The sequence below is a fragment of the Variovorax paradoxus NBRC 15149 genome, assembly GCF_001591365.1.
Lineage (GTDB): Bacteria > Pseudomonadota > Gammaproteobacteria > Burkholderiales > Burkholderiaceae_C > Variovorax > Variovorax paradoxus.
In genome coordinates this window covers 123,131-148,338 of record NZ_BCUT01000002.1, presented here as the reverse complement: position 1 = coordinate 148,338, position 25,208 = coordinate 123,131, and the positions used below count along the sequence as shown (strand labels likewise).

General features: G+C 67.5%; 22 protein-coding genes and 1 pseudogene. 12 read left to right on the top strand and 11 right to left on the bottom strand.

Translation table 11 applies throughout. From position 1 onward, the window contains the following. Positions 1–25 precede the first annotated feature (25 nt). From VPA02S_RS15585 to VPA02S_RS15545, 9 genes are all read left to right on the top strand, one after another. Entirely contained in the window at positions 26–1,207 is a 1,182-nt protein-coding gene (locus VPA02S_RS15585; protein ID WP_062364665.1) for a PLP-dependent transferase, read from the top strand. Positions 1,208–1,264: 57 nt separating this feature from the next. Continuing rightward, positions 1,265–2,179 carry a LysR family transcriptional regulator gene (locus VPA02S_RS15580; RefSeq protein ID WP_062364663.1) on the top strand — a complete coding sequence of 305 codons (915 nt, stop codon included), beginning with the start codon at positions 1,265–1,267 and terminating at the stop codon, positions 2,177–2,179. A 97-nt stretch (positions 2,180–2,276) separates the two neighbouring features. Next, a complete protein-coding gene (locus tag VPA02S_RS15575) occupies positions 2,277–3,293 on the top strand; it encodes an ornithine cyclodeaminase family protein (protein ID WP_081247542.1) in 1,017 nt (338 codons plus the stop codon). 26 nt (positions 3,294–3,319) lie between these two features. Continuing rightward, positions 3,320–4,339, top strand: coding sequence for a dihydrodipicolinate synthase family protein (locus VPA02S_RS15570; protein WP_062364662.1), 1,020 nt, complete (start codon positions 3,320–3,322; stop codon positions 4,337–4,339). 11 nt (positions 4,340–4,350) lie between these two features. After that, positions 4,351–5,826: an NAD-dependent succinate-semialdehyde dehydrogenase gene (locus tag VPA02S_RS15565; RefSeq protein WP_062364660.1), complete on the top strand. Its 1,476-nt coding sequence runs from the start codon at positions 4,351–4,353 to the stop codon at positions 5,824–5,826. A 28-nt stretch (positions 5,827–5,854) separates the two neighbouring features. After that, on the top strand, positions 5,855–6,823 hold the full coding sequence (locus VPA02S_RS15560) for a Bug family tripartite tricarboxylate transporter substrate binding protein (RefSeq protein ID WP_081247541.1): 969 nt from the start codon (positions 5,855–5,857) through the stop codon (positions 6,821–6,823). Between the two features lie 10 nt (positions 6,824–6,833). Beyond that, positions 6,834–7,415 carry a cupin domain-containing protein gene (locus tag VPA02S_RS15555; protein ID WP_062364657.1) on the top strand — a complete coding sequence of 194 codons (582 nt, stop codon included), beginning with the start codon at positions 6,834–6,836 and terminating at the stop codon, positions 7,413–7,415. A gap of 4 nt (positions 7,416–7,419) precedes the next feature. After that, positions 7,420–8,409, top strand: a complete 990-nt coding sequence (locus VPA02S_RS15550) for a fumarylacetoacetate hydrolase family protein (protein WP_062364655.1) — start codon at positions 7,420–7,422, stop codon at positions 8,407–8,409. An 8-nt stretch (positions 8,410–8,417) separates the two neighbouring features. Beyond that, entirely contained in the window at positions 8,418–9,359 is a 942-nt protein-coding gene (locus VPA02S_RS15545) for an NAD-dependent epimerase/dehydratase family protein (RefSeq protein WP_062364653.1), read from the top strand. 52 nt (positions 9,360–9,411) lie between these two features. On the opposite strand, the gene VPA02S_RS15540 is transcribed toward VPA02S_RS15545, so the two are convergent. Next, a complete protein-coding gene (locus tag VPA02S_RS15540; RefSeq protein ID WP_062364651.1) occupies positions 9,412–10,095 on the bottom strand; it encodes a FadR/GntR family transcriptional regulator in 684 nt (227 codons plus the stop codon). A gap of 206 nt (positions 10,096–10,301) precedes the next feature. On the opposite strand from VPA02S_RS15540, the gene VPA02S_RS15535 reads away from it, so the two are divergent. From VPA02S_RS15535 to VPA02S_RS15525, 3 genes and pseudogenes are all read left to right on the top strand, one after another. Further along, on the top strand, positions 10,302–11,183 hold the full coding sequence (locus tag VPA02S_RS15535) for a fumarylacetoacetate hydrolase family protein (protein WP_244883526.1): 882 nt from the start codon (positions 10,302–10,304) through the stop codon (positions 11,181–11,183). Positions 11,184–11,236: 53 nt separating this feature from the next. After that, on the top strand, positions 11,237–12,220 hold the full coding sequence (locus VPA02S_RS15530) for a tripartite tricarboxylate transporter substrate binding protein (protein ID WP_062364648.1): 984 nt from the start codon (positions 11,237–11,239) through the stop codon (positions 12,218–12,220). A 356-nt stretch (positions 12,221–12,576) separates the two neighbouring features. After that, positions 12,577–13,728: pseudogene (locus VPA02S_RS15525) on the top strand (IS481 family transposase). 362 nt (positions 13,729–14,090) lie between these two features. Here the strand turns inward: VPA02S_RS15525 and VPA02S_RS15520 are convergent. The 10 genes from VPA02S_RS15520 to VPA02S_RS15475 are packed head-to-tail and all read right to left on the bottom strand — an operon-like array spanning position 14,091 to position 25,208. Then, positions 14,091–15,440, bottom strand: coding sequence for a PAS domain-containing sensor histidine kinase (locus tag VPA02S_RS15520; RefSeq protein WP_062364646.1), 1,350 nt, complete (start codon positions 15,438–15,440; stop codon positions 14,091–14,093). Then, entirely contained in the window at positions 15,440–16,897 is a 1,458-nt protein-coding gene (locus tag VPA02S_RS15515) for a nickel-dependent hydrogenase large subunit (RefSeq protein ID WP_062364643.1), read from the bottom strand. Before VPA02S_RS15515 ends, VPA02S_RS15520 begins: the two co-directional genes overlap by 1 nt. A 9-nt stretch (positions 16,898–16,906) precedes the next feature. Beyond that, the gene (locus VPA02S_RS15510; RefSeq protein WP_062364641.1) at positions 16,907–17,923 is read right to left on the bottom strand and encodes an NADH-quinone oxidoreductase subunit B family protein; all 1,017 of its coding nucleotides are present in this window, start codon (positions 17,921–17,923) and stop codon (positions 16,907–16,909) included. Between the two features lie 4 nt (positions 17,924–17,927). After that, positions 17,928–19,376, bottom strand: a complete 1,449-nt coding sequence (locus VPA02S_RS15505) for a sigma-54-dependent transcriptional regulator (RefSeq protein WP_062364639.1) — start codon at positions 19,374–19,376, stop codon at positions 17,928–17,930. Next, entirely contained in the window at positions 19,373–21,133 is a 1,761-nt protein-coding gene (locus VPA02S_RS15500; protein ID WP_062364637.1) for an enoyl-CoA hydratase-related protein, read from the bottom strand. Before VPA02S_RS15500 ends, VPA02S_RS15505 begins: the two co-directional genes overlap by 4 nt. 1 nt (position 21,134) lies before the next feature. Continuing rightward, the gene (locus VPA02S_RS15495; protein WP_062364635.1) at positions 21,135–21,614 is read right to left on the bottom strand and encodes a hypothetical protein; all 480 of its coding nucleotides are present in this window, start codon (positions 21,612–21,614) and stop codon (positions 21,135–21,137) included. Positions 21,615–21,638: 24 nt separating this feature from the next. After that, positions 21,639–22,682, bottom strand: coding sequence for a hydrogenase expression/formation protein HypE (gene hypE / locus VPA02S_RS15490; RefSeq protein ID WP_081247539.1), 1,044 nt, complete (start codon positions 22,680–22,682; stop codon positions 21,639–21,641). Continuing rightward, entirely contained in the window at positions 22,679–23,827 is a 1,149-nt protein-coding gene (gene hypD, locus VPA02S_RS15485; RefSeq protein ID WP_062364631.1) for a hydrogenase formation protein HypD, read from the bottom strand. The genes hypE and hypD overlap by 4 nt, the downstream gene beginning before the upstream one ends. Continuing rightward, complete coding sequence (locus VPA02S_RS15480) at positions 23,824–24,069, bottom strand: HypC/HybG/HupF family hydrogenase formation chaperone (protein WP_062364629.1); 246 nt, start codon at positions 24,067–24,069, stop codon at positions 23,824–23,826. Before VPA02S_RS15480 ends, hypD begins: the two co-directional genes overlap by 4 nt. After that, entirely contained in the window at positions 24,060–25,208 is a 1,149-nt protein-coding gene (locus tag VPA02S_RS15475) for a Kae1-like domain-containing protein (protein WP_062364627.1), read from the bottom strand. Before VPA02S_RS15475 ends, VPA02S_RS15480 begins: the two co-directional genes overlap by 10 nt.

The window sequence follows — 25,208 nt, the reverse complement described above, 5'->3', positions numbered from 1 at the left end:
CTGATCCTGCAGAAGAGCTCTTGCCATGTCTCAAGACATCAGCACCCAACTGATTCACCACGCCTACGTTCCGCCGGCCGGCTACGAGGCGGTTCCCCCGGGGGTGTTCAAGGGGTCGACGGTGTTGTTCCCCAACGCGGCAACGGTGCGCGAACGTGCCAAGGCGTTCGGCCACCGCGACGGGTACAGCTACGGCCTCTACGGCACGCCGACGACGTACACGCTCGAACAGCGCCTGTGTACGCTCGAAGGCGGTCGGCACTGCCTGCTCTGCCCGAGCGGGCAGGCGGCCATCGCCACGGTCAACATCGGATTGCTGTCGAGCGGTGACGAGGTGCTTCTGCCCACCAACGTCTATGGGCCCTCGCTGCGCCACGCACGCACGACGCTCTCGCAACTGGGCATCACCTATCAGTGCTACGACCCCATGGACGTCGCCGATCTGCAGGCCAAGCTCAGCGGGCGTACCAAGCTGGTCTGGGTCGAAGCGCCGGGATCGATCACGATGGAATTTCCGGACCTTCGCACACTGGTGGCAACGGCCAAGAGCGCGGGCGCGATCGTGGCGCTCGACAACACCTGGGGGGCGGGCATTGCATTCGCGCCGTTCGAGATGAGCGTGGACATCAGCGTTCACGCGCTGACAAAGTACCCTTCAGGCGGTGCCGATGTCCTGATGGGCTCGATCATCACCAACGACGACAAGCTGCATGACAAGTTCCGCGTCGCCTACCTGGACCTCGGCATGGGCGTGGGCGCGAATGATGCGGAACTGGTGCTGCGGGGCTTGGCATCCATCAAGGCCCGCTACGACCTGCACGACGCCACGGCCCGAGCGCTCGCCTCTTGGCTGGCCGGACAGGACGGCATCAGCAGGGTCCTGCACCCCGCTCTGGAATCCTGTCCTGGGCACGAGCACTGGGCAACGCACTGCAGCGCCGCCGCCGGACTCTTCTCGGTGCTCATCGACGAATCCCGCACCCACGCGCAGGTCGATGCCTTCTGCGACCGTCTTCAATTGTTCGGAATCGGTCTCTCCTGGGGCGGTCCCATGAGTCTGGTCATGCCCTACGACATGCAAAGCATCCGCGGCGGCAAGCAGAGCTATGGCGGGCATCTGCTGCGGTTCTCGATCGGCTTGGAGAGCGTTGAGGATCTGCGAGAAGATCTGGCACAAGCGTTGTCCGAGGCGTTGGCTGCTGCATAGGCAGATTCCCAAAGCCCAGCGGTGAAAGATCGTGGTTGCCCCATGCACAATGCCTGAGTGCAGAACATCCTGGACCCCAAATGGCAACTGTTCGTGAAAGTTGCGGATGCCGGCAGCGTCTCCGGCGCGGCGCTTGCGCTCGACATGCAGCAGTCGGTGGTAAGCCGGCACATCACGCGCTTGGAGCAGGAGTCCGGGACGCGCCTGTTCCGCCGGACGGGCCGCGGCGTCGTTCTGACTGAATTCGGGCAACAGGTCTACCCGCGGGTGATGGCGTTGATCCGCGATGCGGAGCAGCTGGCCGATGACATGCGTACGAACAGCGGAACGCCGGTGGGCGACGTGCGCTTCGGCCTGCTGCCGTCTACGGTGGCGGTGCTGGCCGGCCCCTTGTTCTCGGCCGTCCGCAAGTCCTGGCCTCAGGTCCGATTGCATCTCACCGAAGGATCGAGCGCTCAACTCGAGGAATGGCTGACCCAGGGCCGCCTCGACCTTGCCTTGCTGCTGCGGGAAGAAGACACCGCCGCGCCGGAGGAAACCGTGCTCACGCGTCTGCCGCTGTATCTGGTGGTGCCGGCCAAGGATGCGTTGGCCGCTCGAAGAACGATCGACTTCGACGATGTCGCGGGCTTGCCGCTGGTGCTGCCGAGCGAGCCGCACCCGCTGCGCGCACGCCTCGCGATGCTCGCGCGGCAGAAGGGGCTGACGCTCACGCAGGTGCTGGAGGCCGATTCGATCCGGCTGCAGCATGAGATCACGGCCAGTGGCGGCGGATACGCGATCACGGCCGGCACGCTGACGGCCAACGAGGCGCGCCGGCTCGCGGCCGTCCGCATCGTCCGTCCAGCGCTGTCGCGCGCGGTCGTGCTCGGTGTCACCCAACACCGTGCCCACACCAAGGCAACCTGGGAAGTCATGCGCCTGCTGAAGTCCATGGCGCCAGCCATGCTCAAGTCGGCAAGGCAGAGCTAGCGAGCTATCCCGAATCGGGAAAGCTGCTTTGGCCTCCGATGGGTCGCCAGGGGGAGGGACGCTGCCTACGATCGTGCCCATTACAGGAGACATCGCCTTGGGCACCCTCAATTCCGCGGCCGCCATAGCGTTGCCGCCGACCCTTTTTCTCACAGACGCGGACGTGGCCCGGCTGACGGACTGGCAGGCCGCCTTCGACGCCCTGCGCAGCGCCTACGCCAGCCCGATCGCCGCCGCCATGGTGCCGCCGCGTTCCATGGCCCGCGGTGACGGCACCTGGCTGCGCGGGCTCACGGCCGTGTCCCCGAGCGGCAGGCACATGGGCTGCAAGCTGATCTCCGCCAGCATGAAAGCGCGCCGTGCCAGCTACCTCGTCTCACTTTTCGAACAGGAGACGATGGGCCTGGCCGCGCTGATCGACGGCAACCGCATCACGGGCATCCGCACCGCAGCCACCGCAGCGGTCGCGGTAGACGCTGCAGCGCCGCGCAAACCGTTGAGCGTGGCCGTGATCGGCTCCGGCTTCGAGGCGAAGGGGCTCCTCGCGGCCCTGGCCGCCGTACGGGACATTGCGCGCGTTCGCATCTTCAGCCCGACGCCGGCGAACCGGGAGAAGTTTGCGTCGACGGTCTGCGAAGAGCACGGCCTCGACATCGAGGCCGCTGCATCGGCGTCCGGAGCGATCGAGGGCACGGATGTCGTGCTCTGCGCCGCGCGCAGCCGCGACGAGTCGCCTGTGATCCGCGGTGAATGGCTGACCCCCGGCATGACCGTGGTGTCGATCGGCTCCACGCTGCCCGAACAGCGCGAGGTCGATGAAGAAACCATCGTCCGTGCGTCCCTGATCGTTGCCGACATGCCCGAAGAGGTCGCCCATGACACGGGTGACATGCTGGCGGCGACCCGAGCCGGTGTCGACTTCGCCGGCAAGCTGGTGTCGCTCGCCGACTTCGTTGGAGACGGGATCGCACGCAAGCCAGAAGACATCGTTCTCTACAAGTCCGTCGGCTCCGCGCTGCAGGACGTCATCACCGCCGAGATGCTGCTGGCCCGCGCCCGGGCCCTGGGGATCGGTACCGAGATGGCCCACAGCATCGTGCCGGTCGCCAAGTAAGCCAACCAATCAACCCAAGGAATACCATGCCTACCTATCAACGCAAGGACGCTCGCGCCTGGGCGCGCGAACACCTCGTCGGCTGCTCCGCCGTCACCATTCCCAGCTACTCCGCGGACCTGAGCAAGCTGAACGAAAAGGGCATCCGCCACGACATCGCGCTCGCCAAGGAATTGGGCTACAGCTACACGCTTCTTTGCGCCGAAGTGGCAATCACGCCCGAAGAGAATGCGCAGTTCACGGCATGGGCGCGCGACACGGCAGGCAGCGACATGGGTCTCTTTTTCCATGCGGCTTTCGGCACCCTCGCGGAAAACATCCAGGCCGTGAAACTCGCGGAGAAGGCCGGCGCGGACATCGTGCTGCTGTCCTATCCCCCGCAGTTCTGGCCCACGACCGAGCAGGAGATCTACGACTACACCAAGCAGTTCTGCGATGCGACGCAGCTGGCCGTGATGCTGTTCCCGATCCCGCTGTGGGGCTTCGAGCGCGTCCATCCGGCGGGCATGTCGGTCGAACTGGTGCGCCGCCTGCTGAAGGACTGTCCCAACATCGTGGCGATCAAGTCGGAGCAGGGATTCCCGCTGCCCGCGGGCCTGTGCGAGATGTACCACCATTTCCGGGAAGACGTGGTGATCAGCTGCCCCATTGAAGGCGATGCCATCCCGCTCATGAGCGTGATGAAGCTGCAGTTCTCCGGCACCAGCAACACGCAATGGATGAGCACCTACTACCCGCGCGCCTTCGATCTGGCGAGAAGCGGCGAGTGGGAGGCCGCGATGGAACTGTACTGGAAGGTCAACCCTGCGCGCAGCGCCAACGGCGCCGCCGCACAGAGCTACGCCGGCGGCACCGGCGTGTTGAACCGGACGATGTGGAAGTACCAGGACTGGCTGGCAGGCTTCAACGGTGGCCCTCTGCGTGCGCCGGCGATGCGTGTGCCGGACCGCCTCATGAAGATGCTGCGCCAGGGGTTGGTGGCATCCGGCCTGCCGGTCACCAAGGACCCGGACAGCGCCTACATGGTCGGCCGCAACCCGTGCTGAAAGAAGGCAGCATGCGACACCTTCTCGAGGACCCGGAACTCTTCCGCAGCGCCGCCCATGTGGGCGGCGAGTGGATCGGCGCCACACCGCACGGCACCTACACGCTGCGCAATCCGGCGGACAACGCAGTCCTGGCCGAGCTTCCCCGCTTCAGGGAGGCGGAGACCGCCAACGCAATCGAAGTTGCCCACGCGGCTTTCCTGTCCTGGCGCAAGACCACGGCCAGGCACCGTTCGGAAGTGCTGCGCCGCTGGTACGAGCTGATGATCCGGCACCGCGACGATCTTGCAACACTGATTACCCTGGAAGAGGGCAAGCCGCTCGCCGAGGCGAAGGTGGAGATCGACTACGCGGCCTCCTTCCTGCAGTGGTTCTCCGAGGAAGCCAAGCGGGTGCGCGGAGATGTGATCCCGGCACCGAAGGACGCCCAGCGCATCGTGGTGCTGAAGGAACCCATCGGGGTCTGCGCGGCCATCACGCCCTGGAATTTCCCTGCGGCGATGATCACGCGCAAGGCCGGCCCGGCGCTGGCCGCGGGCTGCAGCATGGTCGTGAAGCCCGCCAGCCAGACGCCGCTCACGGCGCTGGCGCTCGCCGACCTGGCGCAGCGCGCCGGCGTGCCGCCGGGCGTGTTCAATGTGGTCACGGGCAATGACACGCGTGCCATCGGTCACACGCTCACCAGCCATCCGCTCGTGCGCAAGATCACCTTCACAGGCTCGACGGAAGTCGGCCGCCTGCTGCTCGCGCAGGCCGCGGCAACGGTCAAGAAGTGCTCCATGGAGCTCGGCGGCAATGCGCCGTTCATCGTCTTCGACGACGCGGATCTCGATGCGGCTGCCGACGGCGTCGTGGCCGCAAAATTCCGCAACACCGGCCAGGCCTGCATCAGCGCTAACCGGGTGCTGGTCCAGGCGGGCGTGTACGACGCCTTCGCTGCCAAGCTCGCGGAGCGCGTGGCCAAGCTCCGTGTGGGAAACGGCCTGGAAGCGGGCGTGCAGCTGGGACCGCTGATCGACGACGCGGCCGTGGCCAAGGTCGAGGAGCACATCGCCGACGCGATTGCCAATGGCGCCACCGTCCTGCACGGCGGCAAGCGCCACGCGCTGGGCGGCCGCTTCCATGAGCCGACGATCATCGTGGGAGCGAGGTCAGGGATGGCCGTGGCTCGCGAGGAAACCTTCGGGCCCGTTGCACCGCTGTTCCGCTTCGAGAATGACGAAGAGGCTTTCGACCTCGCGAATGCCACCGAATTCGGCCTGGCCGCCTATTTGTACAGCCGCGACGCGGCCCGCATCTGGCGCGCCTCTTCTGCCATCGAATCGGGAATGATCGGCATCAACTGCGGCCTGATCTCCAACGAGGTGGCCCCCTTCGGCGGCGTGAAGCAGAGCGGCCTCGGCCGCGAAGGCTCGCACCTTGGCATCGAGGAATTCCTCGAGATCAAGTACCTTTGCTGGGACGGGCTGGCGCCCGCCTTCGGTTGACGCCTTCCATAAAAACCAGGAGACAGAAATGAAGCAACAGCGTCGCCCCGCGTGGCTTTCCTTGCTTTTGGCCGCGATCGCCATCGTAGCCACGACCGGGGCGGCCCACGCACAGCCGAACGTGACCAAGATGGTCGTGCCCTTTCCGCCGGGCGGTGTCACGGACCAGGTGGCCCGCATCATGGCGGAGCACATGGGCCGGCAGCTCGGCCAGGTCATCATCATCGACAACAGGCCGGGCGCCGGCAGCCGGCTGGGCGTCGAAGCCGTCATGAAGGCGCCCGCGGACGGCAACACGCTGCTGTTCACGAACTCGAGCTACAGCATCCTCCCGGTGATCGATCCGAAGATTTCCTTCGATCCCGCGAAGGCGCTGGCGCCGGTCAGCATGACAGCCACCTACGGCCTGCAGATCGTCGCGAAGAAGGACATCCCCGCGAGCACGCTGTCCGAATTCATCGCGTATGCGAAAAAGAATCCCGGAAAGCTCAGTTACGGCAGCGCCGGCATGGGCAGCGGCGCGCATTTTGCCGGCGAGTACTTCAAGTCGCTGACCGGAACTTTCCTCGTGCACATCCCCTATCGCTCCACGGCAGGCGCACTGAACGACGTCGCGGGCGGCCAACTGGACGTAGCGTTCGATGCCTCGGCGAAGCCGCTGGTCGATGCGGGGCACGTCAAGCTGCTGGCGGTCACCAGCAGGCAGCGAGATCCGCGCTTCCCCGGCACACAGACGGCCGCAGAGGCTGGCGTGAAGGCCTTCGTACTCGAATCCTGGGTCGGCGTGCTGGCCCCGGCAACGACGCCGCAGCCCTTGCTCGAGAAGCTGAACAAGGCAGCGGGCGCGGCTTTGGCCGACCCTGCGGTGCAAAAACGGTTCGCGGAACTCGGGCTGCGGCCCGAGGGCGGAACCTCCGCCCGCCTTGCCGATGCGATACGCGACGACCTCGTGCTCTATCGCGGCATCGCCAAAGAGTCCAAGCTCCAATTCGAATAGGAGGAACATCATGAACTTTCCAGCCATCCATCGCGTGGTCACCGGCCACGACGCGCAAGGCAATGCCGTGATCACCAGCAATGGACCGCTGCCGGTCGTGGCGGAGCTCAAGGCCATCCCGGGCACCGTCTTCCACGAGGTGTGGGCGACCACGGGCGCGCCGGTGTGCGTCGACAACGGCCCGGACCCGACCACCGGGCCGCTGACGCTGCCACCGCCGTCGCATGGCACGCGCTTCCGGTTCGTGGACATTCCGCCGGACAGCGACGAATTGTTCAACCGGAGCGCCGAGCAGTTGCGCGCGGGTTTCAGCGAGATCGGGGACATGGCAGCTTCCACCGCGGACCGGGGCGCGCCGCACCCGCTGATGCACCGCACGGAGAGCGTCGACTACGGTGTCGTGATGGAGGGCGAGATCACGCTGGTGCTGGACCAGGGCGAGGTGCAACTGCGCGCCGGCAGCGTCGTCGTGCAGCGCGGCACCAACCATGCGTGGGCCAACCGCTCCGGTAAGCCGTGCCGGATGCTCTTCGTCCTGATCGACGGCACGTACGATCCCGCCATCGGCCAGGCGCTGGCCGCGCGGGGCTGAGGCGATGAAACTCGCATCCCTGAAGGGCGGCAAGGACGGCGGCCTCGTCGTGGTGTCGCGCGACCTGCAGCGATCAGTGAGCGCACAGGCGATCGCGCCGACCCTGCTCGACGCACTGGAACGCTGGGCCGAGTGCGAGCCGCGGCTTCAGCAACTCTATGCCCGGCTCGATGCAGGGCAGGTGGAGGGCGCATCCGCATTCGATCCGCGCCAGGCGGCCGCGCCGCTGCCGAGGGCGCCTCAATGGTGCGACGGCTCCGCCTTCCTGAACCACGGCCGCCTGATGGAGACGGCGTTCAACCTCGCGCCGATCCCCGACATGGAGACGATCCCGTTGATCTACCAGGGCGGATCCGACGACTTCCTGGGACCCACCGACGACGTTTCGCTGCCGGACGAGGCGCATGGCATCGATTTCGAGGGCGAGTACGGCGTGATGCTGCGCGAGGTGCCGCTCGGCGCTTCGCCGCAACTAGCACGGGGGTGCATCGCACTGCTGGTGCAGATCAACGACGTGAGCCTGCGTGCCTTCGGCCCCCGCGAGATGAAGACCGGCTTCGGCTTCTTCCAGGCGAAGCCGTCCTCCAGCTTCGCTCCGGTGGCGGTGACGCCGGACGAGATTGGGGAGCACTGGCGGAATGCGCGCGTGCACCTGGACCTCCACGTCGAATGCAACGGCGCGTGGTTCGGCAACCCGAACGGCGGTGCGATGAACTTCGGCTTCGACGAGCTGATCGCGCACGCGGCCGCGACGCGCCGCCTGTCCGCGGGCACGATCATCGGCAGCGGGACGGTCTCCAACGCGGGAGGGCAGAAGGGCTCGGCCTGCATCGCGGAGCGCCGTGCCATCGAGGCCATCGAACACGGCGCGCCCCGGACGCCTTTCATGCACTTCGGCGACCGCGTGCGCATGGAGGCGCGCCAGGACGGCGGACCGGTTTTCGGCGCCATCGACCAGCGCATCGTTCGCGCGCCCACGCCGCCGCAGGCGTGAGCGGAACCATGCGAGTCCTTATCACCGGCGGTGGCGGCTTCATCGGGGCCCACCTCGCCGACCTGCTGCGTGAGCGCGGCGAACTCGGCGGCCGGCGCATCGAAGCACTGGCGCTCGCCGACCAGGCCTTGCCGGAGACGGCAGGGGAGACCGCCATCCGCGGTGATCTCACGCAGCCTGCCGTGATGGCAAAGGTCGCAACGTTCCGGCCCGACGTGATCTTTCACCTCGCGGCAGTCCCTGGAGGTGCGTCCGAAGCCGACTACGCGCTCGGCCGACGGGTCAACCTCGACGCATCGCTTTCGTTGTTCGAGGCCCTGGCTGCGAGCGGCACCCGGCCCACGGTCGTGTATGCGAGCAGCATCGCGGTGTACGGCACCGACCTGCCGGACCTTGTCACGCCGAGGACGCCATTGCGACCTCCGCTCACCTACGGCGCACACAAGCAGGTGTGCGAGATCCTGCTGGCGGACTTCACGCGTCGCGGTCTTCTGGACGGCCGATCGGTCCGGCTCCCCGGCATCGTCGCCCGCGCGAAGACCAGCGCGGGGCTTTCCTCCGCATTCATGAGCGACATCCTGCACGCGCTCAAGGCCGGCGAAACCTTCACCTGCCCCGTAGGCCCCGAGGCCACGGCGTGGTGGATGTCGGCGCAGCGCTGCGCCGAGAACCTGGTCCATGCGGCAGTCATGGATGCCTCGCGCGCCGACCCGGGGGGGGCTTGGCCGCTGCCCGTGCTGCGTCTCTCGATCGGGGACATCATCGATACGTGCTCGGCACGCTACGGCGAATCCCGTCGCGGTTTGGTGTCATTCCAGCCTCGCCCTGAGGTGGAGGCGGTGTTCGGCCGCTATCCGCGCCTCGACGATGCATCGGCCCGCGCACTAGGATTGCGAGACGATGGCTCGGCGGATGACTTGGTGCGCCGCGCACTTGGTGAGATCAACTGATCCGAAGCGCCGCTCCAACGCGGGCCGAAAAGTCCGGCCCGGTTCGGATGACCTATGAGCCCAGCAGATTTCTCCGCACGTGCAATAGGTGATCCCGGACACATGCCGTCGCGCGCACCAGGTCTCGGTCGGTCAGGGCGCCCACGATTTGCCGGTGCTCAATTTGATAGGACAGGCGTCGCTCGGTGGAAAGGCTGTGGCGCTTCAGCGCCCCCCAATCGTCCTGTGCCCGTGCCTGGTTGATCAACTGGAAGATGTTGGTGACGAGGGAGTTGTGTGCGGCGAGGGCGATCGTTGCGTGAAGCTGGCCATCCCAGATCTCGAATTCCTCCATGCTGGCGGCAGCCTCCGCCTTGTCGCAGCACTTCGCCATCTTCGCGAAGTCGTTCTGCGAGGCATTGCGGATGATCATTTCGACAATGCTCGGTTCGATCGCGAGTCTGGCCTCCATGAGTTCCGCCGGGCTGACCGATCCCGAGATGCTTGCCAAGCCCGATGGCATTCCTTCTCCGAGGGTCGCAGGATCGAAGGCTTCGCTCACATAGGTTCCGCTTCCAACGGTTTGCGTGATGACACCTGCGACCTTGAGTTGCGCCAGGACGCGCCGAACCGTCGAGCGACCGATCCCGAAGGACTCGCTGAGTTGGCGCTCGGTGGCGATCCTGTGGCCTTGGCGCCATTCGCCGCTCTTGAGCTTGCCGAGGATTGCGTCCCTCAATACCGCCGCGTGGTCCATCGTCGTTCCTTGAATGCCCGAAATCATAGCAAAGCGTTGTCCGAGTCGGCTCAAGTTCAACCAATCAGGCCCAATCTTGAATTCGCATATCAGCGGCTAATGCCTTGAAAATGACTGGGACAAAGGAGAGTCTTCTCGCATCCAATTGGTTCTAGAATGGGATGATAGGGCCAAATTGGTTTGGCTCTAGAACCAATTGGAGCGATATGAAAATCGGACGTGTTTCTCATCAGGGTCGGGTGCGCATGGTCTTGGTCGACGAGGCGGGCAGCAAGGTCACATTCGTCGGCGGCGTTTTTTCGAATCATCTGAACCCGGTGCAGGCCGTGATCGAGCGCCGGATCACAGCAGCGGAACTCGAGGCACTCAGGGATGGCGAGGCCAACTTCGTCGACGTCACCTTCCTCTCGCCGATTCCCGTTCCTGTGCGGAACATCTTCGCGGTAGGCAAGAACTACATCGAGCACGCCACCGAGTTCGACAAGAGCGGATTCAATGCCACCAGCGGCGCTGCCGCAGTCCCGGCCTTTCCGCAGATCTTCACCAAGGCCACGACCTCGCTCGCCGGTCCCACCGACGACATCCGTTTCGACCCGGCCCACACCTCGTCGGTCGACTACGAAGGCGAAATCGGCGTGGTGATCGGAGCAGAGTGCCGCAACGTCGCCCCGGCCGATGCGCTCGGCAAGGTCTTTGGTTTCATCGCGCTCAACGACGTGACGGCACGTGACCTGCAGAAGAACCACGCGCAATGGTTCCTGGGCAAGTCGCTCGACACCTTTTGTCCCGTGGGTCCATGGATTGCGACATCGGACGAGTCGCCCGCCGCTTCGCTCAAGGTCCAGACATGGGTGAATGGCGAACTGCGCCAGAACGGCGTGCTGACGGACCTCATCTTTGACGTTCCGACCTTGATCGCCACGCTGTCGAAGGCAATGACATTGCTGCCAGGCGACATCATCGCGACCGGCACGCCCGTCGGTGTCGGTATCGGCCATACGCCCCCCAAGTTCCTGCAGGACGGCGACCTCGTTCGCGTCGCGGTGACGGGGCTCGGCGAACTGAACAACCGCGTTCGCACCAGGTGACTGCGGCGCAGCCCTGCGCGTCCGACAAATAGACCAACAACGGAGACAACTCGATGATCGATTCAAAGAACCCTTGGGGCTTGGCAGCCCTGGCCGCAGCTGCACTGCTTGCCGGTGCGCCGGTCGCAGCTCAGGAGGCCTATCCCTCGAAGCCGATCACGATGGTCGTGCCCTTTCCGCCTGGCGGTGTGGCCGACATCGCTGCCCGGCCAGTGGCGGAAGCCATGGGGCGCTACCTGAAACAGCCCATCGTGATCGAGAACAAGGCCGGTGCGGGCGGCGGAGTGGGCATGTCGCAGGTCGCCAAGGCAAAGCCCGATGGGTACACGGTACTGATGGCGCTTGCCTCCATCGTGGTTTTGCCCGAGGCGGACACCGTTCTTCAGCGCAAGCCCATGTTCGAACTCAAACAGCTGAAGCCCGTTGCGCGCTTCACCGCGGATCCCGTTGTTCTCGTCGTCCAGGCCGACAGTCCCTGGAAGGACTTCAAGCAGTTCACGGCAGCGCTGCGGCAGAAGCCGGGTGGCTATACCTTCGGCTCTTCCGGGAACTATGGAACGATGCATGTGCCGCTCGAGCAGCTGAAAGCTGCCACGAACACGTCCATGCTGCACATTCCCTATACCGGTGCAGGCCCGGCGGTGGTAGCACTTCTCGGCGGCCAGGTGGATGCCGTCGCGACGGGACCATCGACCGTTGCAGGGCAGATCCAGGCAGGCAAGTTGCGTGCACTCGCGCAATGGGGCGATGGCCGCATTCCAACGCTTCCCGACGTGCCGAGCCTGAAGGAGCTGGGCGTGCCCGTCACCTATTCGCAATGGACCGGCGTATTCGTCCCCGCATCGACGCCAGACGCCGTCATCAACAAATTGCGCGAAGCCGCAAAGTTCGCTGCGAACGACGCGCGCGCGGTCCAGTCGTTGCAAGCCGCCGGAACCTACGTCCAGTATCTCGATGCGCCCGAGTTCGAGAAATTCGTTGCGAAGGACGCTGAGTCGATGGCGAAGGTGGTCCAGCGGATCGGCAAGGTCGAGTAACTTCGCGGAGCCCGGTATTGCGCGTGGGAGTACCGCAGGAACGGCCTGTCAGGCTGCGGCTCCAGTGCTCGCCTGGAGCCGTAGAGGCAGCCAGCATCAGCGCACAGGTAGTTGCTCTGCTCCCGCGGAATTCCGGTTACTGCCGCCGGCGAAGGTTCGCGTGCGGCTCGCTTGAAGATCGACGGCGAGACGCCGGTGTGCTCTTTGAAGAAGCGCGAGAAGTTTCCCGGGGCGGAGAAGCCGAGGTCCAGCGCGACATCTGTCAATGCGCTGCTGTATGGACCGGGGACCTGGGTAACAGGTGTGCGGGGACATAGGAAACACTTTTGAGGTCGAGACGTCCGAGGAAGTGGCCCATGCCCTGGCAACCGAGAGACCTGATGGACACCAAACGCGAATTCCTGGAACTGGCCTTGCAAGAAGGAGCCAACCGCCGCGAACTGTGCCGGCGCTTTGGCATCAGCCCCAAGACTGGCTACGCGCTGCTGCGCCGCCATGCACTCCAAGGCATGGGCGATGCGTGCACGCCGCGCAGCACCCGCCCGCACCACAGTCCTGCGCGCAGCAGCGCTGTGATCGAGCAAGCCGTTGTCGAACTGCGCCGCCAGCACCCTCGCTGGGGCGGACGCAAGATCGCCCAGCGCCTGAGCGATCTGGGCTTCAGCGGCGTGCCCGCACCCAGCACCATCACCGGCATCCTGCATCGCCACGGACTGATCACCCCTGAAGCCAGCCAGGCGGCCGAGCATTGGCAACGCTTCGAGCACGAGCTCCCCAACGCCCTGTGGCAGATCGACTTCAAGGGCTACTTCGAGACGGGCGCGGGGCGCTGCCATCCGCTGACGGTGATTGACGATCACTCGCGCTTCAACCTGACGATCGCCGCGTGCTCCCAGACGAACACCACTCGCGTACAGGATCATCTGCAGCAGGTGTTCCTGCGCTACGGCTTGCCCGTACGCATCAACGCCGACAACGGCGCGCCCTGGGGCAGTCCCGCCAAGGCCGAACATGGGCTGTCGGCACTCAGCGTGTGGCTCATTCGCTTGGGCGTTCGCATCAGCCACAGCGCGCCCTACCACCCGCAGACCAACGGCTAATTGGAGCGCTTCCACCGTTCGCTCAAGGCCGAGGTGATCAATGGGCGCAGCTTCGTGAACCTGGCCCAGGCCCAGGATGCCTTCGAGCACTGGCGCAGCGTGTACAGCCACGAGCGCCCGCACGAGGCGCTGGGCATGCAAACGCCAGCAACGCGCTATCAGGTGAGCCCTCGGGCCCTGCCTGCCGTGCTGGCACCGATCGAATATGGACCCGATGACCAGGTGCTCACGGTGGGCTGGAACGGCTGGGTGCACTTCGAGGGTCGCAAGCTGCGCCTGTCCAGTGCCTTGCACAGGCTGCCCGTGGCGATGCGGCCGGACCCCAAGGTTGACGGCTGCTTCGACGCCTTCTTCTGCCATCATCGCTTCATGCGGCTGGATCTGCGCAACCCCACCACCACAACCTGAGCATCCAAGGTGTTTCCTATGTCCCCGCACACCTGTTACCCAGGTCCCCGGTCCATACACGCTGCCTTCGGCCACACGTCGCATGGCTTCTTCGACCCGTACGCCACTCCAGAAAACCTGCGGCGTCATGTTGAGCTGCTCGCGAAAACAAGGCGAAGAAGTGGCCGCGAGACAGACCCACCTTCGCTGCTTGCCAGTCGGAGTTCAGGTTTCTTGCCGTGGACTCTGTGGAAGTACGGCAAGGTATTGTTGTTGTCAGATCAACCAGCCCAAGGGCGAGCGGCCTACTCAGGCCGGGTGCGGCGGACGAATTGGTGCGCCGGGCACTGGGCGAAATCCACTGATTCCAGCGAGCGGCGGCTTCAGCTCGCTCCGTTCACTGCAGGCAACTCGACCGTGAACTCCGCACCGCCTTCCGGGTGATTGCGAACGCGCAACGTTCCGCCATGCTGCTCGATGATCCCGTAGCTGATGGACAGCCCGAGCCCGGTGCCCTTGCCGACCGGCTTGGTGGTGAAGAACGGATCGAAGATTCGGGACAGCAATTCCGGTGCGATCCCCGGTCCGTTGTCGCGCACGGACAGCAGGTTGTTCGTGGCGCCGGCACGGGCATGGATCCACAGATGCGGCGCACGCGGAGGCTGGGCCGTGCTGGCCGCATCCACGGCGTTCTGGATCAGGTTCATCACGACCTGCTGCAATTGTCCGAGGCTGCCTTCGACGAGGCATGGCGAAGCCGGCTGCCAATCGACCTTCAGCGGCTGCGACGTGCCTTTGGACACCCAGAGAATGGCACGTTCGGCCACGTCGTTGAGGTCCACGCGTTTCCGTTCTTCCGGATCCATGGCCGAGAACCTCTTCAAGCCGTTCACGATGGCCGCGGTGCGCTGCGCGCCCTCCAGCGTGCCCTCGATGAGCGACGGCAGGTCATCCAGAAGATGCTCGATGCGAAGCCGGGTGCGCAGTTCGAGCAGGGCCTGCGGGTCCTTGTCCTCGTGAACGGCCGCCATGTAGGTGCGCAGCTTGTCGCTGTAGCGACTCAGCGCATGCACGTTGCCGAGCACGAAGCTGATCGGGTTGTTGAGTTCGTGCGCCACGCCCGCCACCAGCCGGCCCAGCGACGCCATCTTTTCCGAATGCAGTAGCTGCTGCTGGGTCTGCTTGAGCGCCTCGTGCGCCGAGCGCAGCTCCTGGTAGGCGCGGCGCAGTTCGGCCGTCGGCCGCGCGACGAACACCGTGCCGACACGGCGGCCCGAAGGCGTGGCGCGCGGGGTGCAGTTGGCGTCGACCGGCACGCTGCTTCCGTCGGCGGCGAACAGGTTCAGCTCGATCGTCTCGCCGCGCCGGGTGGGGCTGGCGTTCATGAGCACCGCATGCGCCCGCGCGATGCTGCCGGCGTCCGCCAGCAGGGCGAGGAGGGAGGTGCCGCGCAGGTCGGCGTCGCTGCGGCCGACCAGTTCGCACAAGGCCGCGTTCGTCTCCTCGATCTCGCCCTTTTCGGTGCAGACCAGCAGCACGTCCGACATGGCGGACAGGATGCTGAAGATGAACTGCTGCGATTGCTCGAGTTCCTCGTTCTTCTTCTCGAGCTCGACCTCGTCCTGAACCAGCTGCGAATAGACCTCGTCCATCTTCTGGATCACGTCCAGCCAGGTGGCGTCATCCACGCCATGCGGCGCTGCCCTCGGGCGTTCGGTGCGGCGCGGCGGCATCAGTGGACGGTGCAGACCATGCACGGATCGAAGGAACGCACGATGTGCTGCACCGAGACGGGCGTCGTCTCGCCCTCGTGCACCGGCGCGCCCTCGAGCGCGCTTTCCAGGGCGCCCGGCGTGCCGGCCGCGTCTCGCGGAGAGAAGTTCCAGGTGGTCGGCGCAACGATCTGGTAGTTCTCGATCTGGCCGCGCCGCACCGAGATCCAGTGCCCCAGGCTGCCGCGTGCCGCTTCGCTCAGGCCGACGCCGGTGCCCTCGTCGGGCAACGCGCCACTGGCGCAGTACGGCTCGCCGGGCTCCAGTGCGAGCATCCATTGCTCCATCAGCGGCACCACCTGCGCAAGCTCCAGCAGGCGTGCCAGCACGCGCGTGAAGACGGTGCCGCCATGGCGCCCCACCATGTTGCGCACGAGCGGATGGCCAGCGGCGAGCTGCCGCGCGATGGCACCGGTTTCGACCACCTCTCCGGCAAGGCGGGGCGCCTTGTTCCAGGTGTAAGCGCCCGGCTTGTCGCCGGCGGGCACCGTCAGGCCTTCGCGTGGATGCCGCGGACCGCCGTCGTCCGCAAGCCATGCGTGTGTCGCGTCTTCGAGGATGCCGCGCTCGTCGAGGGGGCCGAGGCTGTCGCCGTCGGCGCGCCAGACGCCGCGCGGGAACACGAACTCGGCGCCGGGCTGCGGGTAGGCGCCATAGCTCAGGTACCGGCCCGGCCCGTTGCCCAGGTCCATCAGGCCCGCGTCGCGTGCAATGGCCAGGAACATCCTGAAATCTCCTCTGAGGGGCGCGCGGGCATCCCAGTCCCACAGGTCGTCGGCGCTTGCGAGCGAGAGCACCTGCTCCAGCGGCGCGGCAAACAGCTGCTGCTCCAGAAAGCGCCGGAACTCGCGCATGCGTGCCAGCAGGCGCGTGCGCTCGGCGCCGTCCACAGCCCGCGTCGAACCGCCAGGTTCGATGCTCTGGGTGTGCGGCCATTTGCCGGCCAGGAGGCCGAGCATGGTGAACCAGCGCTGCCGCGCCGCGATGGCCTGGCGCGCCTGCTCGCCGGTGGCCGGGTCGAAGCGGCGCAGGGCTTCGGCGTGCCATGGCCGTCCGGCGTAGACGGCCCGCGTGAAGTCGGGCATGAAGAACAGGTAGAAATGCGTCAGGTGGTCGGCCATGTTCTCGGTGGCCAGGATCACATTGGTCACGTGCTGGCCGTTGGGCGGCATGCACAGGCCGCCCATGTCGGCGAGCGCGCGCGCCGAGGCGACCGACTGCGACACCGAGCAGATGCCGCAGATGCGCGGTACGTAGACCAGCGCATCGTGCGGCCGCTTGCCCTGCAGGATCTGCTCGAAGCCCCGGTACATCGGCGAGTTCACGCGGGCGGACGACACGCGTCCATCCTCGATGTCGAGCGTGACTTCCAGGTCGCCCTCGACGCGGTTGAAAGGTCCGACCAGCAGGCGTGTCATGGCGGCAGGCTAGCGCAGGCGGGTCTTGCGCACCGCGGGCGCGACCTTGAGGTGGTCCGCCGTGGCGTTGGCTTTCACGCGCTTGGGCGTGGCCGACTTCGACAGCGACGCCAGCGCGACGAACCAGGCCTTGGGCATGTCGGTCGGCAGGCCGATGGGAATGCCGGCGATCTTGGGCGTCTCGTGGAACGGGTGCCCCGGCTCCTGGAAGCCCGGCTCGGTGCAGGCGATGCAGGCGTAGCCGCCGCGGGTGCAGGAGCCTTCTCCGTTCCACAGCCGCGTGTTGCAGTCGGCATGCACCTGCGTGCCCTTGCAGCCCATGTGCTCCATCATGCAGCCCAGGTCCGAGGGCTTCTCGGCGCTGGCCTTGAACTCGTAATACTCGTTGCGGGTGCAGCCGTGGTGCACCAGCTGGTCGGCATAGAACCGCGGCCGGTTCAACGGGTCCAGGTCGGCGGCGGAGAACTGGCCGGCCGCCAGCGCCATGAGGCTGTCAATCACCCACCCAGGATGCGTTGGGCAGCCCGCCACGTTGATGACCGGCAGGCCGCTGCCGCAGCGGAATTCCGCGCCGAGCAGGCCGCCCGGGCGGTCGTCCTCGTACTGGAGGCCGCAGGCATCGGTCGGGTTGCTCCCTCCCGCGGCGATGCCGCCCCACGCCGCGCAGCTGCCGATCGCCACGACCTGCCGCGCCGTCGCGGCCAGCCGGCGGACCCAGTCGATCATCGGGATGCCTGTGCCGGCCAGGACATGGAAGCGGCCGGTGTTGTTCGGCCCGCGCAGCAGCGAGCCTTCGATGCACAGCGCATCGACGCGCAGGCGGCCATCGGCGGCGCGCTCGAGCAGTTCGATGAGCTCGCAGCCGCTTTCGAGCGATAGCGACGGATGCCACAGCAGGTTGATGCCGGCGTCGCGCAGCTGGCCGTGGAAGTCCGCCGTGTCGGCGCAAAGAAGCGACATGCTGCAGCCGCCGCAGCCGCCCGACTGCAGCCACAGGACGTTGAAGTTCGGCATCGTGGTGTCCATCGATTCAGCCTTCCAGCCCGAAGCGGGCCATCTTGCCGCGCAGGCCGACCCGGGACAGTCCCAGTTCCTTGGCCACGCGGGTCTTGTTCCAGCGGTTGCGCAGCAGCGTCTCGCGCAGCAGCATGGCCTCGATCGCATCGAGGCGCTCGGCCAGCGTGCCGCTGGCCGGCAGCGACGGCGATTGCGCGGTGGCGGTGCGTCCCGCCTGGCCCTGCAGGACGCGCGTCGAGAAGGCGGTGCCGTCGATCAGGTCCTCGGCGCTGAGCGCCACTGCGCGCGAGATCTCGTTGCGCAGCTCGCGTATGTTGCCGGGCCAGGGGTAGGTCATGAGGCAGGCCATCGCCTCGTCCGAGAGCGCCGCGCCCGGCCGCCCCAGCGCCTCGCCCACCTCGCTCACGAGCCGACGCGCGATCGGCCCGATGTCTCCGCCGCGCTCGCGCAGCGGTGGCACCGTGAGCGTCACGCAGGCGATGCGGTAGAACAGATCCTCGCGGAAATGTCCCTCATGCACCCGCTGCTCGAGGTTGCGATGCGTGGCCGCGATGACGCGCACATCGACCGGCACGGTGCGCGGCGAGCCGACGGGCCGCACCTCGCCCTCCTGGAGCACCCGCAGCAGGCGCAGCTGGAACGCGGCCGAGGTTTCGCCGATCTCGTCGAGGAAGACGGTGCCGCCATTGGCGCGCTGGAACAATCCGACATGGTCTTCGAACGCACCGGTGAACGCGCCGCGCTTGTGGCCGAAAAGCTCCGACTCGAGCAGCGTGTCGGGAATGGCGGCGCAGTTCTCGACCACGAAGGGCCCGCTGGCGCGGGGGCTCGCGTAATGCACCGCGCGTGCCAGAAGCTCCTTGCCGGAGCCCGACTCTCCGAGTACCAGCAGGCTGAGGTCGTAGCGCGCGACGCGCGCCGCCAGCTCGCACACCGCGTCGAGCGGGCTGCCGTCGGCGCGCTCGATGCGATCGAAATCGAAGGCAGTGCGCGCCCGCTCCAGCTTGTTGGCGGCTCGGCGCCGCAGCACCGGCGTGCTGGTGCGCAGCTCGAGGTCGAGCCGGTTCATGTCGCGCTGGAGCATCTGGGCTTCGGCCGCATCGCGCACCGTGCGCAGCAGGTGGTCGGGGACCCACGGCTTGAGCAGGTACTGGTAGATGCCGGCGTCGTTGATGCCCGCGATGATGTCCTCGGAGTCGGTGTAGCCCGAGATCACGATGCGCACCGTGTCGGGCCAGCGCTCGCGCACCTCCTTCAGGAAGGTGACGCCGGTCTCGCCGGGCATGCGCTGGTCGCACAGGATCACGCTGACCGGTTGGCGCTCGAGCTGGCGGCGGGCCTCGTCCGCATCGCTGGCCGTCAGCACGGCGAACTCCTCGTCGAGCGTGCGGCGGATCGCGTCCTGCGAGCGCACCTCGTCGTCGATGACGAGGACAGTCGGTACCGGCGCGGCCGGCATCATCGGGCGCTCGCGGCGTTCATGCCGTCGCGGTGCCGGGCCAGGTGACGAGGCGTCCATGCCATGGGCAGCTTGTGGACGAAGTGATACCGCGCGACATGAAAGCTCGGGTCGAAGCCGTAGAAGTTGCGATGCATGCGTGAAAGCTCGTGAAGGCGGTAGTCGGCGAGGGGGCGCGCGGTCTCGTCGGCGCCGCGCCGACTCGCCTTTGCGGCAATTCTTTGCTCGACATTGTGCGCCGCGGCCAGCGCCGTCGCATGGGTGATTGCCAGTGTCTCGAACCCCGCTGCCGCCACATCCATGCACCGGTCGATGAGCCCGATCGACAGCGCCTGCGGCGCGCCCAGCGGAAGGCGGCCCGCCATCAGGGCGGCCGCGCCCTCGTCGCCGAGGCGGCGCGGCAGCAGGTAGGTCCAGTACTCCGAGCCGTACAGGTTCCCCATGTTCTTGTAGTGCGGGTTCAGCACCACGCCTTGGTGCGCCCAGACCTCGTCGGCGGCAAGCGCGAGAAAGGCCCCGCCGGCGCCGGCATTGCCGCGCAGCAGTGCGATGGTCAGCCGGTCGGTGGTGTGGATGACCGCCTCGGCCAGGTCGTCCATCGCCTCGATGTTGCGCATCGACTCGTCGGCGGCGCTGTCGTCCTCGCGGTACGAGGCCGCCTCGATGCAGTTCAGGTGGATGCCGTTGCTGAAGAAGTCGGCGCCGCCGGCGATGAGCAGCACGCGCGTGTCGCGGGCCGTGGCCTCGCGCCACGCGGCCAGAAGGCGTCGGCATTGCGCCGTCGACATCGCGCCGTTGTAGAACTCGAACGACAGGCAGCCGACGCGGGCGCCCGGGGCGCCGAACTCCTGGTAGCGGATCTCCCCCCACTCGCCGCTCGCGCGCTCCAGCGGCACGTTCATCGCGGGGAGCGCCTCGAAGGCCGCGCCGAAGGCAAGATCGCATGGCAGCTTGAAGGCCTTGCCGCCGCAGGGGCCGGCAAGGCTGGCGTGGCCGATCCAGACCGCGCCGTCGACCGTGCGGCGCAGCACGGCCCCGTCGCGGCGGCCGATCAGCGCGCCGGGTGGCGAGGCGTCGGGTGCATCCGGCGTGGCGGCGTGCGCGTCGAACACGCGGCATGGCTGGCCGAAGAGCTCGTCCTGCACGCCGGGATGGCCGTCGGCGCTGCGGATCTTCGCGAGCACGGTGGCCGTCTTGTCCTTCGACCAGTCGATGCAGCGCTCGGCTTGGGGCAGCGGGCCGCGCCAGGTGGAAGCCGCGGGCCGGGCCGGGCTCTCGCCGTCGGGGCCGCCGGCCTCGAAGTTCGCCACGGCACGCAGCACCGCATCGACGGCCGCCTCCGTCACTTCCCGCCGGTACAGGCTGCCTTTGGCGGCCGCCCGCATCGCGAAGCCGGCGTGCGCCCACACCGGGCCCGCATCGAAGGCCTCGTTGGCCTGCAGCACGGTCACGCCCCAGCCGGCCTCGCTTTCGCGCACGGCCCAGTCGAGCGCCGCAGGGCCGCGGTCACCGACCGGCCCGGGGTGCACGATGAGGCACGGCTGACGCTGCCACACAGAAGGCTGGATCAGCCGCTTCAGGAACGGTGCGATCACCAGGGCGGGGCGGAACAGCTCGACCGCCTCTTCGGTGACGCGGTCGGCGATGTCGAGCTCGACCGAGACCTCGTGGCCCCGCGCGCGCAGCTCGCAGAACAGGCGCTGGCTCAGACTGTTGAAGCTGTGACACAGCAGCAGGATGCGCAGCGGGGCGGGCGTCATCTCAGCCCCGCAGTCCGGCCAGCACCTGCGCGGCGCCGGCCTTGCCCAGGTACAGCGCCAGCCGCGCCTCGATCGTGCCGAGCGCGGCGTTGTAGGCCGCAGTTTGGGTGGCGGCCACGAGGGCTGCCGCGATGATCGGCGCATCGGGTCCGAAGTGCGGCCCCAGCCGGGCGATCGCCTCGCGCTTCAGTGGCTCGAGCCGATCGGACTCGTCCAACGGCGGGACGGGCGGCGCCTGTACCGGCCGGGGCGCCGGGGCCTGGATCGCCGGCCGCCGGAGCGCGACCAGGCCGCGCCGGTGCAGCTCCTGGATCAGGACGTCGGCGTCCGGCCCGAGCGTCGCGCGCAGCGCCTGCACGCTGTCCTGGCCGTTGACGAGGATCAGCGCCGTTCGCGCCCGCCCGGCCGAAGAACGTTCGGCCAGTGCCGCACGGCCGGCTTCTGTCTTGGCGAAGATGCGTTTGGAGGCCTGGTCGTCCATCTCGGTCCGCGCCAAGGCGGCCTTTCAGCAGATGCGCGGCAACTGCTCGCCGCTCAGCCAATCGACGACGCGCCGGCCGCCGAAGCTGGTCTCCATCTGCACGAAGCGGTGGGGGTCCTCGGTGACGCTGCCGATGCGCACGGCATTCGCGCCGAGCGGATGCGCGCGCATGGCCGCCAATACCGCTTCCGCGGCGTCGGGCGCGCAGATCGCGACCAGCTTGCCTTCGTTGGCGACATAGAGCGGATCGAGGCCGAGCAGCTCGCACGCCGCCTCGACCTGCGGCAGCACCGGAATGGCCGCCTCCTCGAGCAGCATGCCCACGTTCGACTGGCGCGCGATCTCGTTCAGCGTGGTCGCGAGGCCGCCGCGCGTCGGATCGCGCAGCACACGCACACCGTCCGAGGCCGCGAGCATCGCTGCCACCAGCCCATGCAGCGCCACACTGTCGGAGGCGACGGTGGTTTCGAAATCCAGCGATTCCCGTTTCGACAGCACCGCCACGCCATGCTCGCCGATCGTGCCCGAGAGCAGCACCGCGTCGCCCGGGCGCGCGTTGGCGCCCGAAATGTGGACCCCGGCGGCGACGACGCCGACGCCGGTGGTGCTGATGAACACGCCGTCGCCCTTGCCCTTCTCGACGACCTTCGTGTCGCCGGTGACCACCGGCACGCCGGCCGCGCGCGAGGCCGCGGCCATCGAGTCGACGATGCGTTTCAGGTCGGCGAGCGGAAAGCCTTCCTCGAGGATGAAGCTCGCCGCAAGGTAGAGCGGCACCGCGCCGCACATCGCAACGTCGTTGATCGTGCCGTGCACCGAGAGCGAGCCGACGTCGCCACCGGCAAAGAACAGGGGCGAGACGACGTGGCCGTCGGTGGCCATCACGAGCCTGGCGCCCACCGGGATCGCCAGCGCCGCGCCGTCGTCGCCCTGGCGAAGGTACTCGTTGTCGAACGCGGCAAGGAACAGCTCCTCGATCAGCTGCGCCGCCGCCCGCCCGCCGGCCCCATGGCCCATGTCGACGCGTCCGTGGCGGATGTCGAGCGGGCGGATGTAGTCCTTCTTCATGCGGCCACCTCGACCCTGACCGCAATGTCCTTGAAGCGCCCGTACGAGTAGTGCGCGGCGCATGCGCCCTCCGACGACACCATGCAGGAGCCGACCGGGTTCTCCGGCGTGCAGACCGTACCGAAGATCTTGCAGTCGGTAGGCTTCTTGACCCCGCGCAGGATCGCGCCGCACTCGCAGGCCTTGTTGTCCGGCACCGGCTGGTAGCCCAGGCCGAAGCGGCGCTCGGCGTCGAATTCCGCGAACGCCGAGCGAATCTTCAGCGCGCTGTACGGCACTTCGCCCAGGCCGCGCCACTCGAAGCTGCTGCGCAGTTCGAACACCTGCGAGACCAGCGCCTGCGCATGCAGGTTGCCGTCGCGGTTCACCGCGCGGGTGAATTCGTTCTCGACCTCTGCGCGGCCTTCGTTGACCTGGCGCACCAACATCAGCACGGCCTGCATCACGTCGAGCGGCTCGAAGCCGGCAATCACGACCGGCTTGCGATATTCCTCGGCGAAATGTTCGTAAGGCGCCGAGCCGATCACGATGCTGACGTGGGCCGGCCCGACAAAGCCGTCGATCGGCACGGTGCCGAACTCGCGGACCTCAGGCGATTCGAGAATGTGCGTGATCGCGGAAGGGGTCAGCACATGGCAGCACAGCACGCTGAAGTTCTTCAATCCTTCCTGCTGTGCGGTGCGGATCGTCAGCGCCGTCGGCGGCGTGGTGGTCTCGAAGCCGATGGCGAAGAACACCACTTCGCGGCCGGGCTCGCGGCGCGCGATCTCGAGCGCATCGGCGCCGGAATACACCATGCGGATGTCGCCGCCGCGGGCCTTCGCGCGCACCAGCGAGAGCCCGCCGGAGGCCGGAACGCGCATCGTGTCGCCGTAGGTGCAGACGATGGCCCCGCGCTCGAGCGCGAGCTGGATCGCCAGGTCGATGCGCCCGATCGGCAGCACGCACACCGGGCATCCCGGACCATGGATCATGCGCACGTTGTGCGGCAGCAGCTCGCCGATGCCATAGCGCGAGATCGCGTGCGTGTGGCCGCCGCAGAACTCCATGAAGCTGTACAGCCGGCCGGGCTGCGCCTCCGCGTGCAGACGGGCCTGGATCTTCTTCGCGATGGCTCCGTCGCGGAATTCGTCGATGTACTTCATGGCAGGGCCGCCTCATGGGTTGCGGCGAGCTGCGCCAGCGTGCCGAACATGGCCAGCGTGCGCTGGGCCTCCTCGGGGTCGATCCGCCCGATGGCGTGGCCGACGTGCACGATCACATAGTCGCCGACCACGGCGTCAGGCACCAGTGCGACCGAGATTTCCTTGCGGATGCCGCCGAGTTCGACCAGCCCCAGCGCACCAGGGCGCAGTTCGATCAGTTGGGTGGGAATGGCTAGGCACATGGCATGGCTTCTCGTGAAATGGGGGAGGGTGCGTTGCGCAGGCCATGGGCGGCGACCCAGGCCTGGCCCAGCGCCAGGGCCGCGTCGCCGCAACCGATGGCCTCGGCCGACACGGCGCGAAGGCCATGCGCCTGGAGCGCCTGCGTCACGCGGCTGCGCAGGATCGCGTTGAAAAAGCAGCCGCCGCCGAGGCAGACGATGCGGCAGCCGGTCTGGCGCGCCGCGGCGGCGGCCCAGCCCGCCAGGCCTTGGGCCAGCAGGATGTGGAACCAGGCGGCGGCCTCGTCGCCGTTGCGCTGCGGCTCGGGCCAGGCGAACAGCTGCGCGAGCAGCGGGCGAAGATCGAGATGCCGCAGGTCGTGGGTGTCGGGCCAGATCGCCGTCTCGACGATGGCGTGCCTGGCCAGCCAGCGTGCGGCCGCCGCTTCGAGGGCCACCGCGGCCTCGGCCTCGTGGGCCTGCCGAATGCAGAGGCCCAGCGCACCGGCCGCCGCATCGAACCAGCGGCCGGCGCTGCTTGTGGTCGGGCAATTCAATCCGGTCGCGAGCATGCGCTGCACGCCGGCCGCCAGGCCAGACCCGACGTCCGGCGAAAAGCGCGCGGCAATCCGGTCGCCGGCACCGAGCGCGTGCAGGGCGGAGGCGGCCATGCGCCAAGGCTCGCGTGCCGCGGCATCGCCGCCGGGCAGCCCCAGCGGCCACAGGCTTCCCAGGCGCTCCCAGCCGTGGCCGCTGACGCGCAGCAGTTCGCCGCCCCAGGCGGTGCCGTCGGTGCCGAGTCCGACACCGTCGAGCGCCAGGCCGATGACGGGTTCGTCCAGGCCGTGTTCGGCCATCACGGCCGCGATGTGCGCATGGTGGTGCTGCACCGCGATGGCCGGCACGCCCCATTCGTCCGCGAGCGCGACGGCGATGCGCGTGCTGTAGAAGTCGGGATGCAGGTCATGCGCCACGGCCGCCACCGGCGCCCGCGCCGCGCGTGCGAGTGCGCGCAGCGAAGCCTCCAGCTGGCGGCAGGCCGCGGGGTCCTGCAGGTCCCCATGCAATGCAGACCAGCGCGCCTGCCCATGGTCGAGCAGGCATGCGGTGTTCTTGAGCCAGGCCCCGCTGGCCAGCACGGCGGGAAGCGGCTGTTTCAT